This window comes from Actinoallomurus oryzae (genome assembly GCF_039541955.1).
Classification (GTDB): domain Bacteria; phylum Actinomycetota; class Actinomycetes; order Streptosporangiales; family Streptosporangiaceae; genus Actinoallomurus; species Actinoallomurus oryzae.
Genome location: NZ_BAABHF010000009.1, coordinates 339,248 through 353,785, shown reverse-complemented (window position 1 = coordinate 353,785; position 14,538 = coordinate 339,248). Strand labels below are relative to the sequence as shown.

Here is a 14,538-nt window from a genome sequence, read left to right as displayed (position 1 = left end):
CCGACGACCGGCCGCCGGCGCCCGCGGAACGGGTACCGTCGGTCCCGCCATGGCCCGACTGAGACCGGAGCGGCTGCGCGCCGCCCTCGACGACCAGCTCAACGCCCTCGGCCGCACCGACGAGACGCCGCCGCCCGAGGCTCGCCTGGAGGACGCCCTGGTCACGGCCGTCCTCGCCACCTACGACGCCGGCGAGGAGCCCGTACGCACCGCCCTGCGGGTCACCGTGCGGCTCCTGCTGGAGCGGCTGGCGACGGACTTCCCCGGCCGTTCGGTCGAGGTGCGCGTGCCGCCGTACGCCGCCGTGCAGTGCGTCGAGGGCCCCCGGCACACCCGTGGCACGCCGCCCAACGTCATCGAGACCGACGCCAAGACCTGGATCATGCTCGCCACGGGCCGTACGACCTGGGATGAGGCCCGCGACCGGATCAGCGCGAGCGGCGAACGCGCCGATCTGTCGGCCCGCCTTCCGGTGCGACCGTACGGGTCTCAGCCCTGAGCGAGTCAGACGTCCCAGATTCGCGCGGTACGGTCGACGCCGCCGGAGGCGAGAAGACGCCCGTCGGGTGACCAGGCGACCGGCATGGTCCGGAATGTGAGTGAGCGGGCCGCGATGTGGCCGGCGAGCGTGCGGGTCACGTCACCGGTCGCCGGGTCCCAGAGGTTGATGATCTGGTGAGTGTGGCCCGTGGCGAAGCGATCGCCGGCCGGTGACCACGCGACGGAGGCCAGCTTCCGGACGCGAACGGAGAACTTCGGGCTTGGAGCGGCCGTGTCCCAGACGAAGAGGTGGGCGCCTCCATTGCTGACCCCGGCGATCCGCTGCCCGTCGGGCGACCACGCGACCGCGCCGATGGGGGTGTCATTCTTGTCCGCGAAGAAGCTCCCGATCTCCTCGCCGGTGACCGGGTCCCAGATGAGCACCTCCTCGTAGGAGGAGGTGGCGGCGATCCGCTGCCCGTCGGGTGACCAGGCGACGGCCTTGCCCGGGTAGGGATGGCTGAGCAGCGAGTGGCGCAGCTCGCCGGTGGCGGCGTCCCAGATGCGCACGCGTCCTTCCCGGCCGCAGGCGGCGATCCAGCGGCCGTCCGGCGACCATGCCACGTTTCCGCGCGTGCCGGAGGGCGCGAGCGTCGTCCGGAGCTCGCCCGTGGCCGGGTCCCAGATGTGCACCGCGTCTCCGGAGGTGGCGAGCCGCCGCCCGTCCGGAGACCACGACACCGCCTTCACCACGGCTCCCGGGGCCATGAGGGTGGTGCGCAGGCCGCCGTCTGCCGTGTCCCATACGTACCCGACATCCGCGGCGGCGGCGAGGAACCGGCCGTCCGGTGACCAGGCCACGCTGTTGACCCAGCCCGAATGCGGACTGAGGACACGCTGCGCGGCGCCGGTCGGCGTCCGTACGGGCGGATTGATCACGGGTACGGGTGCCGGCTCCGGCTCCGGCTCAATGGCCGCGGGCCGTTCCGGGATCGGCTGGGGCTCCGGCTCGTCGCCGGAGGGCAGCCGCCATGGCTGCGCGCGGTCGAGCAGGTCCAGCAGCCGGCGGTCACCGTGGACGCGCTCGACGGCCTCCCGGAGCTTGGCGAGATGTTTGTGGTGCATTCGTCCGGTGGCGAACGCCGCCTCGATCAACTCCCGAAGCGATGACTCCGGGGCGGCGTCCGTGCCCGCGAGCAGCGTCACCGCCAGACGCAGGTCCTCCTCGGCCACCGCGTGCTGTCCACGGAGCTGCCGGCGCAACGCCTGATGGAGCAGGTGGTACGCGGGATCGGCGACCAACGGCAGCGGGATGAGCCCGTTGATCGGCCAGTCCGTCCCGACCACCCCTGCGGCGGCGATCGCCTGGTCGAGCCGCTCGTCGTACCCCGGCACGCGGGCCAGATGGTGACAGTCGACCATGGCCACCGCGCACAGTGTCGAGACCCTGGCGGCCAGCTCGTGGTTGAGGTCCGCGAGTTCGTCGTCGGTGCTCGGCGGGACCAGGGTGAACGCCTGGCGCGGCGCCGACCGGTTGAGCTCGTCGACGAGTTCGCCGCTCCAGTGCTCGGCGCGGGGGAACCGCAACGGAGCCATCGGCCGCATCGCCAGGACCGGGGGATCGTCGAACCCGAGGTGGCAGCCGCCCACCCGGATGTCGAGACGCTCTCGGTCGGAGAGCAGTTCGACGATGACCGTGGGCACCTGGGCCAGGTCGTTCGCGTACAGGCCGGCATGGGGCCACTGGAACGGCCGGTCGGCGATCCGCACCTGGAGGATCTCGTGGTACCGGCCGAGGTCGGTGGACACGCGGTTGACCAGCCGGTCGCCCCATCGTGTCGCGTCGCCGCCCTCGCGCGGCGGGACGATCAGTACGAGCGGGCGTACCGGGTCCAGCGCCAGAGCCCCGGCCAGCACGCCGGGACCACCCATGATCGGATACGCGGACAGCTCGTCCTCGTACCGTTTCAGCTCCTTCAGCTCGCTCAGTCTCGTCGCGGCGCCCGACGCGTACGCCGCGGCCCCGGAGCCCGGGGGGACGACTCCCAGCTCGCCCAGCCGTTGCCGGCGACTCTGCTGCCAGGTGTGCAGCAACTGCCCGGCCTGGACGAGGACGAGCGCCCCCTGGATGGCGCTGGCCGCGGCCCGGTGACGGCTCTCGGATCTGCGGGCCGCCTGTGCGTCGGCGATCTCTAATCGCTTCGTCTGGTTCTCCACGATGACGGAGAAGGCCTCGCCGATGAGTTCGAGGAACGGTGCGATCGGCACCATACGCAGCCCCCACATGCCCCGTAGGTCGCGACGCCCCGGGACAGGCGCTGGGGGCGTTTTTCCAGGCTAACCAGGAACGGCGAGAATCCACCCGGACAACTGGATAACGATCCGCCCCCTCAATGCCCGCCGGGCACCGGGGTCTCGGTCGCCCGGAAGAACGGCACGCGGTGTTCCAGGCAGTGGTCGCGGTCGGCCTTGGTCGGGTAGCGCGACCGGTCGCTGCAGGGCGCGACGCGGCTGAAGAACCACACGCCCGCGGCGATCGCGATCAGCAGGGCCAGCGCCGACAGCACCATCCCGGTCACGGCCATCCCGCGGCCGTTGTCGCGCACCACGGCGATGGTCCCGACGATCAGACCCGCGATGGCCACGACCACCCCGAGACCGCACACCAGCAACGTGACGAGCGCGGCGATCCCGAGGACGAGCGTCGTGACGCCCAGCCCCTTGCGTTGTTGCCGCGGCGGGTACCCCACCGGTCGATAGGCCATGGACAGCTCCCCTCCGGCTCTCCATGGTGGAGGATCCGGGGCCCGCGGGGCCTGCGGCGCGCCGGTCCGTGAACAGGGATACCAGGTCACCACCTACACTGGGCAGCGTGTCGAACGGAGACGGACGACTGACCCACGACCTTGACCCCCTCGATCACAGTCCCCAGGACGCATGCGGTGTCTTCGGCGTCTGGGCGCCCGGAGAGGAGGTCAGCAAACTCACCTACTTCGGGCTCTACGCCCTGCAGCACCGTGGCCAAGAATCGGCCGGCATCGCCGTGAGCGACGGTGCGCGCATCGTCGTGTTCAAGGACATGGGCCTGGTCGCGCAGGTCTTCGAGGAGCCGGTCCTCAACACGCTGCGTGGCCACATCGCGATCGGCCACTGCCGCTACTCCACGACCGGATCCAGCGTCTGGGAGAACGCCCAGCCGACGTTCCGGTCCACCGACGACGGCAGCCTGGCCCTCGGCCACAACGGCAACCTCATCAACACCCCTGAGCTCGCCTCCCGCCTGCGTGACGGCGAGCTCGGCGCCACCACCGACACCGAGGTGCTCACCGCGCTCCTCGGCGGCGGCTCGGGCGGCGTCGAACGCGCCGCGCTGGACGTCCTGCCGCTCGTCCGCGGCGCGTACTCCCTGGTCTTCATGGACGAGCGCACGCTTTACGCCGCGCGCGACCCGCAGGGCATCCGCCCGCTGGTGCTCGGCCGGCTGGAGCACGGCTGGGTGGTCGCCTCCGAGACGGCCGCGCTCGACATCGTCGGCGCCACGATCGTCCGCGAGGTCGAGCCCGGTGAGTTGCTCACGATCGACGAGGCCGGGGTGCGCTCCACCCGGTTCGCCGAGCCCGAGCCCAAGGGCTGCCTGTTCGAGTACGTCTACGTCGCCCGGCCCGACACCTCGATCGCCGGCCGCAGCGTGCAGGCCACCCGGGTCGACGTCGGCCGCCGCCTGGCCCGCGAGCACCCGGTCGAGGCCGACCTGGTCATCCCGACGCCCGAGTCCGGCACGCCCGCCGCGATCGGCTACGCCGAGGAGTCCGGCATCCCGTACGGCCAGGGCTTCGTGAAGAACTCCTACGTCGGGCGCACGTTCATCCAGCCGTCGCAGACGATCCGCCAGCTCGGCATCCGCCTCAAGCTCAACCCGCTGCGCGAGGCGATCGCGGGCAAGCGGCTGATCGTCGTGGACGACTCGATCGTGCGCGGCAACACCCAGCGGGCCATCGTCCGGATGCTCCGCGAGGCCGGTGCCAAGGAGGTGCACGTCCGCATCTCCAGCCCGCCGGTGTCCTGGCCGTGCTTCTACGGCATCGACTTCGCCACGCGCGCCGAGCTGATCGCGGGCAATCTCTCCGTCGAGGAGATCCGCGCCTCCCTGGGCGCCGACACCCTCGGCTACATCTCCCTCGACGAGCTGATCGCCGCGACCCGGCAGCCGCGCGACCGCCTCTGCCGGGCCTGCTTCGACGGCGTCTACCCGATCGACGTCGCCGAGGACGCCCGCGGCAAACACCTGCTCGAAGAGGCCCGCAAGTGACCAACGCATCGTATGAGGCCGCCGGCGTCGACATCGCCGCCGGTGACCGCGCCGTCGACCTGATGAAGGCGCACCTGGCCAAGGCGCGCCGGGCCGAGGTCGTGCACGATGCCAGCGGCTTCGCGGGCCTGTTCGACGCCTCCGCGCTCAAGAAGTACGACCGGCCGCTGCTCGCCACCTCCACCGACGGCGTCGGCACCAAGGTCGATCTGGCCCGGCGTCTCGGCGTGTACGACACGATCGGGCACGACCTGGTCGGCATGGTCGTGGACGATCTCGTCGTCTGCGGTGCCGAGCCGCTGTTCATGACCGACTACATCGCCTGCGGCAAGGTGGTGCCCGAGCGGATCGCGGCGATCGTCGCCGGGGTCGCCGAGGGCTGCGCCCTGGCCGGCTGCGCGCTGGTCGGCGGCGAGACCGCCGAGCACCCCGGCCTGCTCGAACCCGACGAGTTCGACCTCGCGGGCGCGGGCACCGGTGTCGTGGAGGCCGGCCGCGTGCTCGGTCCCGAGCGCGTGGTCCCCGGCGACGTCGTGCTGGGCCTCGCCTCCTCGGGCATCCACTCCAACGGCTACTCCCTCGTACGCCACATCCTGCGCACGTCGGACCTCACGCTGGAGACGACCCTTCCCGAGCTCGGCCGGGCCCTCGGCGAGTCCCTCCTCACGCCGACCCGGATCTACGCCAAAGACTGCCTGGCGCTCGCCGGGTCCGCCGAGGTGCACGCGTACGCCCACATCACCGGCGGTGGCCTCGCGGCGAACCTCGCCCGCTCCCTGCCGTCCACCTGCGACGCCGTCCTCGAACGTGCCTTGTGGACCCCGCCGCCGATCTTCGCGGTGCTGGAGTCGTACGGCCGGGTGCCGCGCGAAGAGATGGACAAGACCTTCAACCAGGGGGTCGGCATGGCGGCGGTCGTCGCCGCCCCGGCCGCCGACGCCGCGCTGCGGCTGCTGGCCGAGCGCGGGCTGCCGGCCTGGGTCCTCGGCGAGGTCGTGCCCGGATCCGGCACGGTACGCCTCGTCTGACCACCGGTCTCGCGTCCGAGAGGTCGTACGGATAGCCGGGCCGATCCAGATCGTTGATGGGATATTGCCGAACCGGCTGCGGCCAGAGGTCCTGGACGGAACACGATGGGCTGGGTCATCGGTCACCGGCATTGTTCCGAGGTCAGCGAAACCCGGAGGACGGTCTTGCCGCGCATGCCCGTGGGCTCGACGCCGCCGGTGAGGGTGCGCGGCGCCTCCTCCAAGGAGAGTACCGCGCCGATGACGGGCCGGATGGTGCCTGCGGTGACGAGCTTCGTCAGCTCGGCGAGCCGTTCGGGCTTGCGGTCGAGCCGGTAGTCGGCGACACGGATGCGCTCCTCGGCGAGGAGTTTCTCGTCCACGCCGGAGGCGATCGACAGCAGCGCTCCGCCATCCCGTACGGCACCGGCCACGCTGCTCGTGAGGGAGCGGTCGCCGACGGTGTCGAAGATCGCGTCGACGCCCTCCGGCGCGAGCCTTCGCAGTGCCTGGTCGAGAGGCTCCGCGCCACGTACGACGATCGCGGTGGCGCCCAGCTCCCGTACCTCCTCTGCGACCTGGGCGGAGGCCGTGGCGATGACGCGGATTCCACGGGCGGCGGCGGCCTGGACCGCGAAGGTGCCGACGCCTCCCGTCGCGCCGAGGATGGCCAGGGTGCCGCCCTCGGGCACCCGCATGACATCGATCGCGCCGAGCGCGGTCATGCCGGCGGTCGGCAGTGCGGCGGCCACGTCGCTCGGCAACTCGTCGGGGATGCGCGCCAGGGCGCCGAACGCGGGCACCGCCTGCACCACCGCGACCTCCGCGAAGGAGCCGGACCGCAGCGGTCGGCTCCAGAACTGGCCGAAGACACGATCCCCCACACGGAACTCCGTGACACCGTCGCCGACCGCGGTCACGGTCCCCGCGCCGTCCATGCCGAGCGTCAGCGGGAACCGGCACTCCCCGAGCGCCGCCAGCACCCCGGAGGCGATGGCCAGGTCCAGCGGGTTGGTCGACGCCGCCTCGATGGCGATCTGCACCTCGCCGCTGCCGGGCTCGGGGACGGGCACCTCCTTGAGGGCCGGGGTCTCACCGAAATGCTCGATGCCGATTGCTCGCATGCTGTCTCTCCTTTCCGCAGTAGGCCTGCCGTCGCATCAGCCTGTGGGAGAGGCGAGGTCCCGGGGAAGGACCGATCCGGCACCGACCATGAACGAAAAGGCAGCAATCACGGTGCCGATCGGGCAATAGTGTGAAAGGTATGCCAGCGGAGTCCCGGGCCCTGCGGTACTTCGTCGCGGTCGCGGAGGAACGCAACTTCACACGCGCCGCGGCACGGCTCGGCATCGCCGGGCCCGCGCTGTCGCGGGCGATCCGCAACCTCGAGGCCGAGCTCGGCGTGCGGCTGTTCGTGCGGTCCACGCGTGTGGTCGAGTTGACCGAGCCCGGCGCCGTACTCCTGGCTCAGGCGCGGCCCGCATTGGAGGCTCTCGACGCGGCGGTCCGCCGTGCCGTACGGGCGTCGTCGCCGCATCGGAGCGTGCTGCTCGCCGTCAAGGCGGACGCCGACGGCGGACTGCTGGAGGACATCCTCGCCGCGGCGGCCGACGAGCCCGACGCCGAGCCCGTCGCCGTACGGCTGTGCGGGTGGCGGGAGCATCCGCGGCTGTTGCGGACGGGTGAGGCCGACGCCGCGCTGATGTTCGCGCCGTACGATCCGGGCGGCATCGACGCGGATGTGGTCGCGGTCGAGCCCCGAGTGGCGGCGCTGCCCGCGGACCACGCCCTCGCCGGGGCCTCCCGTGTACGGCTCTCCGACCTCGGGATCGGCCCGGAGGAGGTCGACGAACGGGCGGAGCGCGACATCGGCGAGCACGGCGTGCAGGACCTCGCGCAGTTGCTCGCGCTCGTCGGCCTCGGGGCGACGATGACCCTGCTTCCGAGATCGGTCGCCGCACGGTACCCCCGGCAGGCGGTGGCGTACGTGCCGGTCGATGACTGTCCTTCCGCCTCGCTGGTGATCGCCTGGCCGGAGCGGTCCCGCAGCCGTGCCGTGGCCGCGCTGGTGCGCGCGGCGGTAGCCGTGGCCGAGTCGCGGGGGATGGGCGCGGCCGTCGAGGCGTCGAGGTGAGGGCGGTACGCCCGCTGCGGCACCCAGGCGGACGGCTTGCGGCGCCTGCTACCTCGCCGGTGGTTCCGAGACGCGCGCCGGTCGCCGCCGACCTGGTCTTATTCATGATCATATGCATGTAGACCGACATTTTCCGTGCGGGTCGCCGTTTTATGGGCGGGCGGCGCGTCAACTGGGAACTCCCGCCGCTCCGACGGAGTCGTACGGGTCGTGAGGCGGTTCGCGCGGGGCGTGTGGCGGTGCAGGGCGCCGCTCGTGGTGCTGTGCGCCCTCGGCGTCTACGCGTTAGTGCTGCCGCTCGGCTGGATGTACGTCGGCTCGGCGCGCTACCGGATGAGCGCCGCCGACGCGCCGCCCACGGCGGTCGGCATCGTCTTCGGCGCGGGCGCCCCCAACGGCGAGCCCTCGCCGATGCTGGCCGGGCGCCTCGAACTCGGCGCAGCCCTCTACCACAGCGGCAAGGTGCAGGTGCTGCTCGTCACCGGCGACAACAGCCGCTCGCACTACAACGAGCCACTCGTGATGCGCGACTACCTGATCCGCGAAGGCGTGCCGCGAGGCCGCATCGTGCTCGACTACGCCGGGTTCGACACCTGGGACTCCTGCGTACGGGCCAAGAAGATCTTCGGCGTCGACCGGGCGATCCTGATCACACAGCGGTTCCACCTGCCGCGCGCCGTCACGCTGTGCCGGTCGGTCGGCATCGACGCCGTGGGCGTCGGCGACGACAGCCGCTCGTACGCCCCGATCGCCACCGTCGTGTCGTACCTGCGGGAGCTGCCCGCCGGGCTCAAGGCCGCGCTGTTCCTCGCGATCCGGCCGGACCCGCACTTCCTCGGCCCGAAGGAACCGGGCATCCGGCAGGCCCTGCGGACGCCACGGTAGGACCTGTCTCAAAGCCCCACTGTCCTGCTACGGACGGGGGCTTTGAGACAGGCCCCAGACGGCCGTCCGGGCCGGTGCGCGGTGCCCGGACGGCCGTGTCGTTACACGGGCTCCGAGACCCGTACGGATGTGTCGTCCCGGCGGCGGTGCTGGGCGGCCCAGGAGAGCAGCGCCGTACGGCACGCGTGGTCCAGGTGGCGCAGCCCGGACAGGTCCAGCTCGACCGGGCGCCCGTGCGGGATCGCCTCCAGGGTGTCCAGCACCCGTGGCAGGCGCAGGAACGTCGCGTTGCCGGTGAGCCTGATCTCGATCGGCCCCTCGTCGTTCCCACGCACGTCGACATGGATGTCGGAGACGTCCCACGCCGTCTTCGCGACCGCGAGCAGGATGCCGATCAGTACGCCCTCGAACAGGTTCGTGCACACGATCGCCAGCGTCGTGCCCATCAGCACGATCGCCTCGCCGCGCTCCGTACGCCAGAGCCGGCCGACCTCGCGCGGTGACAGGAGCTTCCAGCCCGCGTGCACGAGGACCGCGGCCAGCGAGGTGACCGGGATGACGCCGAGCGCCGCCGGAGCCGCCACGGTGAAGATCAGCAGCCAGCCGCCGTGCAGCACCCGGGACAGCTTGGTACGGGCCCCGGCCTGCACGTTGGTCGCGCTCCGGACGATCACCGCGGTCATCGGCAGCGCGCCGAGCATCCCGCAGACCGTGTTCCCGGCGCCCTGCGCCATCAGCTCCTGGTCGTACCGGGTCCGCGGGCCGTCGTGCATCCGGTCGACCGCGGCGGCGCTGAACAGGCTCTCCGCCGAGGCGATCAGCGCGAACGCGATGATCGTGCCGAGGATGCCGACGTCGGCGAGCCGGCCGAGGTGATCCAGCGCGGGCGGCCGAAGCGACTCCAGCAGGCCGTTCACCTGGATGCGCTTCACGGGCAGGTCGAGCAGCGCGGTGGCCAGCGTCGCCAACGCGACGGCGGCCAGTGCCGCCGGGATCGTCCGCAGCCGCGCGGGGACGAACCGCCAGCAGGCCAGCACCAGCAGCGTGCCGGCCCCGATGCCGCCGGCCGCCAGGGCCGAGGGGTCGCGCGCCGAGTCGGCGACCAGCGCGGGCAGCGCCGTCAGGTTGGCCAGCGGGGCACCGGGCGACCGGCCGTCGAACAGCGTGTGCGCCTGCCCGAACACCAGCGCGAGGCCGATGCCGGCGAGCATGCCCTGGACCACCGAGATGGAGATCGCGCGAAACCAGCGCCCCAGCCTGAGCGCGCCCATCGAGAGCTGGAGCAGGCCGGTGGCGAGCACGACCAGTCCGAGGATCGGTAGCCCGTGCTCCCGCACGGCCTCGTACACGAGCACGGTCAGGCCGGCCGCCGGGCCGCTGACCTGGAGGCTGCTGCCGGGAAGCGCGCCCGCCACGAGGCCGCCGACGATGCCGGTGACCAGGCCGAGCTCCGGCGGGACGCCGGACGCCACGGCCACGCCGATGCACAGCGGCAGGGCGACCAGGAAGACGACCACGGAAGCCAGGACGTCGCGGGCCAGAATGTCACGTGCCGGGAAGAGTTCCATCTTTCACCTTGGGTGTCGCGGATGGGACTGACGGCGGCGGGAGTTGGCCAGGCGGGGGGTTCGGCGGAGCGTCAGTGCGCAGGCTGAGATGACCACGGCGCCCTGCCGTGGCCTGTGGTGTCGGCCGTTGGTCGGAGTGGCCGCCGGAGCGACCCGTCTCCGGCGGCCTGTCTTCAGCGTGTCGGCGGTCTGGTCACCGCCGTGCGGTCACAGCGGCCGGAAGCGCCCGTCCTGCGGGTCCAGCACGCTGACCTTGCCGCTGCCCACGGCGTAGAACCATCCGTGCAGGCTCAGGTCGCCGTACTCCAGCCGCTTGGCGACGCTGGGATGGCCCTTCAGGCGCTCGAGCTGGACCTCGACGTGCCGCTGCACCGCCGAGGTGAGCGCATCGCCGTCGAGGAAGTCCGTGGCCTTGCGCGTCTCGTCGTGCGGCTCGGTGTCGGCGAGCCACTTGTGGACGGCGGGCAGCGCGCTCGGCGCGCCGGGATGAAGGATCGCGTTCACGCCCCCGCAGTGGGAGTGACCGCAGACGATGATGTTCTTGACCTCGAGCACCTCGACCGCGAACTCGATCGTCGCGGTCTCGCCGAACCCGCGCCCCTCGTCGTACTCGGGCACGACGTTGCCCGCCGTGCGCAGCTCGAAGAGGTCGCCGGGCGAACCCCCGGTGATCAGTGCGGGTACGACCCGTGAGTCGGAGCACGTGATGAACAACACATGCGGGTGCTGGCCGTCCGCGAGAGGGCGGAGGTCGTCGGCGCGCTCGGCGAACGTGCGGGCATTGTCGATAAGCGACTGCATGGCGCAGCCTTTCTGTGCATCCGTAGGACGTGAACGGGAGATGCGGAACAGGCGCGTCGTTGCGCCGCTCATGGACGGAAGGGGCTAGTCGAATAAGCGGACAATTCGCCCTATTTTACGTTGACCGGAGTGACGGTCAACGACCGGCCCACCTACGGACGGTCAGCAGCGGAAGACCTGGAGCGCCTCGGGCGTACACGTGCCGAGGTGTGGTCGCGGGCCGTCTTCCACGGTCGCGCTTGGCGCGGCGTCGGGCAGCACGAGAGTCGCGCCCCTCGCCGGTATCGGCACGGCGATCTGCGCGGACGGTGGAAGCGCGAGCAGCCGGGGCCGACCGGGAACACCGCGGTCGGCGAGCTGGCGATCGGAGTCCACCTCGTCGCGCATCTGGGCGTCACGCTTTTCGGCGAGTTCGCCCGTGGAAATCTTGCTCTGTGCGACGGTCGGCGCCGTGTCGATCGCCTCAGGACCCCCGGTGAAGGCGAGCGCGACCAGCAGTATCGCGGCGACCCAGCCCAACCGTGCCCTCACCGCGCGCCCCCTGACTCGCGTCCTTACAAAGTTCCACTCGCAGCAAGCATAACCCGAGACATCGGGCAAAGGGGAGAGGCAATTTCCGGCGACTGGGGGCATATATAACGCTAACTAAGTACATTTCATCGCATATTTGGCGGCATTCCTCTCCCTCGCACGGCCGACCCGGCCCCCTCTCACGGGTGAGGCGCACGGCCGGGGCCGGCTGCGATCTTCGGATCCGAACACCCGGAGTGCGCCCTGGGGCGCCGCGAAGTCGTGGACCGAAGGAAGGCGGGGGCGATGACCGCTGGAGCGATCCTGAGGAGGATGCACGGTCGGACGGCGAAGGGAGTGCCCCGGTGGGCGCAGCTGGCCGCGTACGCCACCACGCTGACCACGCTGCCCTCAGGTGTCTGGCGGATCGCCGCGGTGAACCTCCACGCGCCGCTGCTCGAACGGACCACGGCGCCGCCGGCAGGTCACGGTCCGGTGCTGTTCGCGGGCCTGTGGTACGTGGTGGTGCTCAGCGTGGTCAGCGAGGTTCTCGCGTACCTGACGGTCGGACTGGTCAGCGAGTGGGGTGAGGTGGTGCCGCGCTGGGTTCCCGGACTGGGCGGGCGGCGGGTGCCGGTGCTCGCCGCGGTCGTGCCCGCGGGCCTCGGCGCGACGGTGCTCACGCTGCTCTTCCCGTACGCGCTGATCATGTTGAGCCTCGGCCGGATGATCAACGGAACCCGGGGCACGGGCGTGCTCGTCCACGGCTGGCAGGCCGTCGCGTTCGCCGTGACGTACGCACCGCTGGCGGCCTGGGGGCCGCTACTCGGCATCGTCACCGTGCACTATCACCGTCGCCGGCGTGCTCACGGCGTCTGATCACACGCGAAGCGTTCCCGCCGGGGCGGCGGGAACGCTTCGCGGTCATGCGATCAGCGACCCCTGAGATCCGTCTCAGTGCGTGACTGGAACGGTCTCAAATAACGGCACGGCTACTTCGCCGTACTCTTGCCGTCGCTCTCGTCGTGGTCCTCGGCGTAGTCCGCATAGCGGTCTGCGAGGTCCTCATACGACGAGTCGTCGTCGTAGGGGTCATGGTCATCCTGCGAGTTCTGGTTGACGCCCAGCTCGCCGCGCAGACGGTCAAGGTCTGTCCCGCCGCTGTTGTACTTCAGCCGGCGAGCTACCTTCACCTGCTTGGCCTTGGCTCGGCCGCGCCCCATTGGCTCGACCCCCTCGATGGTCGGGGACCCGTCGTTGGCCCCACTTACGCTCGCTTACGCATCCACAGCCGGGCGCGACAAGACCCCACGCACCAGCTACGGCTACAACCGTACCCGTTTTGCGCCCGGCTCGGTACGTCGTCTGCGCGGTGGCGGCTTCAGCAGAGGATAGCCGACGATGTGGACTGACACGTCCGGGATCTCCGTCACAGTGAAGATCCCGGACGCGAATGGGTCAGGAGTTGACCAAGATGCCGCGCAGGCGGCCGATCTCGGACATCCGGCGCTCGGCGAGCCGGTCGGCGGCAACGGCCGGGGGCACGCCCTCGTCGGCGGCGATCTGGAAGATGCGCCGCGTGGTGTCGAAGATCCCGGCGGCCTTCTGCCGGGCCCGGTCGAAGTCGAAGCCCTCGATCTCGTCGGCGACCTGGATGACGCCGCCGGAGTTCACGACGTAGTCGGGGGCGTAGAGCACCCCGCGGTCGGCGAGCTGCTTCTCGATGCCGGTGTGGGCGAGCTGGTTGTTGGCGCCGCCGCACACGATCTTCGCGCGCAGCATCTCGACGGTCGCGTCGTCCAGGGCGCCGCCGAGGGCGCACGGGGCGTACAGGTCGATCTCGGCGCCGGCCAGTGCCGCGTGCCCGTCGACCACCTGGACCTCGGGGTGCTCGGTGCGCACGCGGTCGATCGCGGCCTCGACCACGTCGGTGATGATCACTTCGGCGCCGTCGGCGACGAGGTGCTCGACCAGGCGGTGGCCGACCTTGCCGACGCCCTCGATGCCGACGCGGCGGCCGCGCAGCGACGGCTCGCCCCAGGTGTGCTCGGCCGCGGCGCGCATCCCCTGGAACACCCCGAACGCGGTCAGGATGGACGAGTCGCCGGCGCCTCCGTGGGCGAGCGTACGGCCCGTGACGTACGAGCACTCCCGTGCGATGACGTCCATGTCCTCGGAGAACGTGCCCACGTCACAGGCGGTGAAGTAGCGGCCGTGCAGCGACTGCACGAACCGGCCGTACGCGCGGAGGAGCCCCTCGGACTTGATCGCGGTGGGATCGCCGATGATGACCGCCTTGCCGCCGCCGAGGTCGAGATCGGCGAGAGCGTTCTTGTACGCCATGCCCTTGGAGAGGTTCAGCACGTCGGCGAGAGCCTCGTCCTCGGATGCGTACGGGTAGAAGCGGGTTCCGCCGAGCGCGGGACCCAGCGCGGTCGAGTAGATGGCGATGATCGCCTTGAGGCCGGTGGCCTCGTCGTGGCAGAACACGACCTGTTCGTGGGGGGCGCCGAAGACCTTCGTCACGTTGTGGCTCCTCTCTGAGCGCACACTGCTCGATGCCGTGGTGGCGGCGTTGAGCGTTGTACCCGGTACCCGGCCGCGGGTCGGCATGTCCGTGGATCGCACGACAGGTGACCGGCGGCGGGAGCATGAGTCCGACACGGTCAGCGTAGGCGTACCGCCGCCCGCTCCGCAGTGATCGGCGTCATGCCGGGGCGTCGTGCGGATCCCGCCCGCCGTGCGCGGTCCGAGACCCGCGTGCGAAGATCACCGGGAGCCCCGTGGCGTACGGTGACCGGAGGTCTCAGGAGCGTCTCGGCGGGCGTGACGACGAGCGTTCCG

General features: G+C 71.3%; 14 protein-coding genes. 6 read left to right on the top strand and 8 right to left on the bottom strand.

All coding sequences use genetic code 11. The features are described from left to right. Positions 1 to 49: 49 nt before the first annotated feature. Positions 50 to 499 (top strand): sterol carrier family protein, encoded by a 450-nt coding sequence (locus tag ABEA10_RS03400; protein WP_345457232.1) that lies wholly within the window; start codon positions 50 to 52, stop codon positions 497 to 499. A gap of 5 nt (positions 500 to 504) precedes the next feature. Here ABEA10_RS03400 and ABEA10_RS03395 read toward each other — a convergent pair whose 3' ends face one another. Together ABEA10_RS03395 and ABEA10_RS03390 are read right to left on the bottom strand one after the other, a co-directional pair. Then, complete coding sequence (locus ABEA10_RS03395) at positions 505 to 2,766, bottom strand: WD40 repeat domain-containing protein (RefSeq protein ID WP_345457230.1); 2,262 nt, start codon at positions 2,764 to 2,766, stop codon at positions 505 to 507. Between the two features lie 104 nt (positions 2,767 to 2,870). Then, a complete protein-coding gene (locus tag ABEA10_RS03390; protein WP_345457227.1) occupies positions 2,871 to 3,245 on the bottom strand; it encodes a DUF4190 domain-containing protein in 375 nt (124 codons plus the stop codon). 107 nt (positions 3,246 to 3,352) lie between these two features. Here ABEA10_RS03390 and purF point away from each other — a divergent pair, with 107 nt between their 5' ends. Both purF and purM read left to right on the top strand, forming a co-directional pair. Further along, on the top strand, positions 3,353 to 4,789 hold the full coding sequence (purF, locus tag ABEA10_RS03385; RefSeq protein WP_345457224.1) for an amidophosphoribosyltransferase: 1,437 nt from the start codon (positions 3,353 to 3,355) through the stop codon (positions 4,787 to 4,789). Continuing rightward, positions 4,786 to 5,817, top strand: coding sequence for a phosphoribosylformylglycinamidine cyclo-ligase (gene purM, locus ABEA10_RS03380; RefSeq protein WP_345457221.1), 1,032 nt, complete (start codon positions 4,786 to 4,788; stop codon positions 5,815 to 5,817). Before purF ends, purM begins: the two co-directional genes overlap by 4 nt. A 122-nt stretch (positions 5,818 to 5,939) precedes the next feature. On the opposite strand, the gene ABEA10_RS03375 is transcribed toward purM, so the two are convergent. Continuing rightward, positions 5,940 to 6,920, bottom strand: a complete 981-nt coding sequence (locus ABEA10_RS03375) for an NADP-dependent oxidoreductase (RefSeq protein ID WP_345457218.1) — start codon at positions 6,918 to 6,920, stop codon at positions 5,940 to 5,942. Positions 6,921 to 7,060: 140 nt separating this feature from the next. Here ABEA10_RS03375 and ABEA10_RS03370 point away from each other — a divergent pair, with 140 nt between their 5' ends. After that, a complete protein-coding gene (locus ABEA10_RS03370) occupies positions 7,061 to 7,930 on the top strand; it encodes a LysR family transcriptional regulator (protein ID WP_345457215.1) in 870 nt (289 codons plus the stop codon). 210 nt (positions 7,931 to 8,140) lie between these two features. Further along, positions 8,141 to 8,815 carry a SanA/YdcF family protein gene (locus tag ABEA10_RS03365; RefSeq protein WP_345457212.1) on the top strand — a complete coding sequence of 225 codons (675 nt, stop codon included), beginning with the start codon at positions 8,141 to 8,143 and terminating at the stop codon, positions 8,813 to 8,815. Between the two features lie 101 nt (positions 8,816 to 8,916). On the opposite strand, the gene ABEA10_RS03360 is transcribed toward ABEA10_RS03365, so the two are convergent. The 3 genes from ABEA10_RS03360 to ABEA10_RS03350 form a co-directional block, all read right to left on the bottom strand. Further along, positions 8,917 to 10,383 carry a SulP family inorganic anion transporter gene (locus ABEA10_RS03360; RefSeq protein ID WP_345457209.1) on the bottom strand — a complete coding sequence of 489 codons (1,467 nt, stop codon included), beginning with the start codon at positions 10,381 to 10,383 and terminating at the stop codon, positions 8,917 to 8,919. A 207-nt stretch (positions 10,384 to 10,590) separates the two neighbouring features. Further along, complete coding sequence (locus ABEA10_RS03355) at positions 10,591 to 11,184, bottom strand: carbonic anhydrase (RefSeq protein WP_345457206.1); 594 nt, start codon at positions 11,182 to 11,184, stop codon at positions 10,591 to 10,593. Between the two features lie 162 nt (positions 11,185 to 11,346). Beyond that, positions 11,347 to 11,715 (bottom strand): hypothetical protein, encoded by a 369-nt coding sequence (locus ABEA10_RS03350; protein WP_345457203.1) that lies wholly within the window; start codon positions 11,713 to 11,715, stop codon positions 11,347 to 11,349. A gap of 312 nt (positions 11,716 to 12,027) precedes the next feature. On the opposite strand from ABEA10_RS03350, the gene ABEA10_RS03345 reads away from it, so the two are divergent. Continuing rightward, positions 12,028 to 12,573 (top strand): hypothetical protein, encoded by a 546-nt coding sequence (locus ABEA10_RS03345; RefSeq protein ID WP_345457200.1) that lies wholly within the window; start codon positions 12,028 to 12,030, stop codon positions 12,571 to 12,573. A gap of 113 nt (positions 12,574 to 12,686) precedes the next feature. Here the strand turns inward: ABEA10_RS03345 and ABEA10_RS03340 are convergent, their stop codons facing one another. Together ABEA10_RS03340 and ABEA10_RS03335 are read right to left on the bottom strand one after the other, a co-directional pair. Then, on the bottom strand, positions 12,687 to 12,917 hold the full coding sequence (locus ABEA10_RS03340; protein WP_290116918.1) for a DUF3073 domain-containing protein: 231 nt from the start codon (positions 12,915 to 12,917) through the stop codon (positions 12,687 to 12,689). Positions 12,918 to 13,152: 235 nt separating this feature from the next. Then, positions 13,153 to 14,220, bottom strand: a complete 1,068-nt coding sequence (locus ABEA10_RS03335) for a Glu/Leu/Phe/Val dehydrogenase dimerization domain-containing protein (RefSeq protein ID WP_345457192.1) — start codon at positions 14,218 to 14,220, stop codon at positions 13,153 to 13,155. Positions 14,221 to 14,538: the final 318 nt, after the last annotated feature.